This is a genomic window from Leisingera sp. F5, assembly GCF_001593695.1.
In genome coordinates this window covers 1-1727 of the sequence record NZ_LUKH01000754.1, presented here as the reverse complement: position 1 = coordinate 1727, position 1727 = coordinate 1, and the positions used below count along the sequence as shown (strand labels likewise).

1 protein-coding gene is annotated in these 1727 nt (G+C 66.0%); it reads right to left on the bottom strand.

Annotated elements, in window-relative coordinates; translation table 11 throughout:
* The coding region (locus A2I95_RS35570; RefSeq protein WP_291737262.1) for a heparinase II/III family protein at positions 1 to 1515 on the bottom strand (1515 nt) is incomplete at its 3' end.
* Positions 1516 to 1727 lie beyond the last annotated feature (212 nt).

The following is a 1727-nucleotide window of genomic DNA, read 5'->3' as shown; positions in this document are numbered from 1 at the left end:
CTTGAGCGCCATGGATACCGCGGCGCCGCCCAAGTCAAGTGTCGCGTCCACCTCAGGGTGCAGATGCAGGCGGAGGTCAAAGCCGATGCCGCCCTCAGCGCTGGAATCCCGCACCTTGGTGAACTGACGCTTGGCAGCATCGTCCAGCGCCACCAGCATGTCTTCGCCGCTCAGGGCTCGCCCGTCAAACGCCAAATCCAGGGTGCGCGCATGGGTCAGCCCGAAATGAGAAGTATAGCCATTGTGCCCGCCCTGAAAACGGCAGCCATCAGCCAGGTCTCTGACCTCCAGCGGCACCTCATCAGGCGCTTCGATCAATTCCTCATGGCCGGTGGTTTTATGCGGCGCGGCCAGCCGGGCGCTGGAGTGCCCCTCAATACACAGCGTGGAATGCGAAGGCGTGGCGCGCCCGGCCCGGCGCCATTCGACGCCAAAAGTTTCGCCCGATCCGCAATTCACAATCAGAGGCCGCCGCCCTGATGTCAGCTCAAACGCCAGGGTCGAGGCGTGGCCATAGTTCGACGCCTTGCCCTTGGGCGGCGCCGAGGCATCGACAAGTACCGAGGTCCGCCGCGCAGACAGCCGGGCAAATCCCATTGCCAGCCCGTCCGCATGGCGCTCAGCCACATGGCTGGCCGCGAGGGCATGGTCCAGCCGCCCCTCCAATCCGCGGCCGCCGCCATGGAACCGTGCCAGCCCGCCATCGCTGTGGCGCAGGGTGCGCAAAGTGGGGGCGATCCGCTCGATCGCATTGATATGCGCAGGCGGCACTGCGCGACCGGCTTCATGCAGGGCCGCCGCAGCCCAGGTCAGCAGGGTGAAAACCTCCAGCAGTTCCTCAGGGTTGCGGGTTGGCAGCCCGCCCTGGTCATCAATCTGCGCCTCGCATTCTGCGGCCAGCGCGCGGACCGCCGGGTCCGCCAGCTCTTCGCGCCCCTGCAGGGCAAGACCCGCATAGATCAAGCCGCATAATGCCTCGAACCGGGGCAGGCCCGGCGCCGCACCCTGCCAGCGCTGTGCCAGGAACCAGGTCTGCTGTGCCAGCGAATGATAAAAGGCTTCGGTCTCGTCTTTTTCCTTGCCGCTGAGCAGGAACAGCGCGTGGTTGATCCAGCGGATCACCCGCCGCCCGGTCAGATCGGGCAGCCACGCCAGCCCGCCGCTGCGTCCGTGCTGTTGGATCCAGCCCCAGACCCATTTCTGCGCTTTGGCGCGGGCCTTGAAATCCCCGACCGCTGCCAGGTCATCGAGCCAGGAAAAACCGTGCCGTTCCGCATCGAAAGCCGCATCCGGGGCGGCAACCTCCCACAATCCGGTGTCAGGCGATTCGACCAGGTACCCGGCAAACAGCAGGTTGCCAGCCACCAGCTGACGGCCACGGGCAAAGCTGCCGATGGTGCGCGGCTCGGGCTGCGAGACAAAGCCGGTAGCAGCCGGCTGGCTGCGCGCCCGCCAAGCGTAATAGCTGTTCAGCAGCCGGGTGCCGCGGCCGGCCATTCTGTCAAAAGTGGACATGCTCTTTTTGCCTCACGCCGGATTTTGCCAGGGCGTTTTGGCGCGAGCATAACGCGAGGGGCGGATCAAGTCACCGGCGAATACCGGGGACGCCCCGGGGGTCACGCGGATTTGCGCAAAAGGGCCATGTAGAACCCATCCATACCGCCGCGTTCCGGCCAGTAGTCGGGGCGCAAGCGCAGGCCGCCCTCTTCGCTGATCCAGTCCGGAAC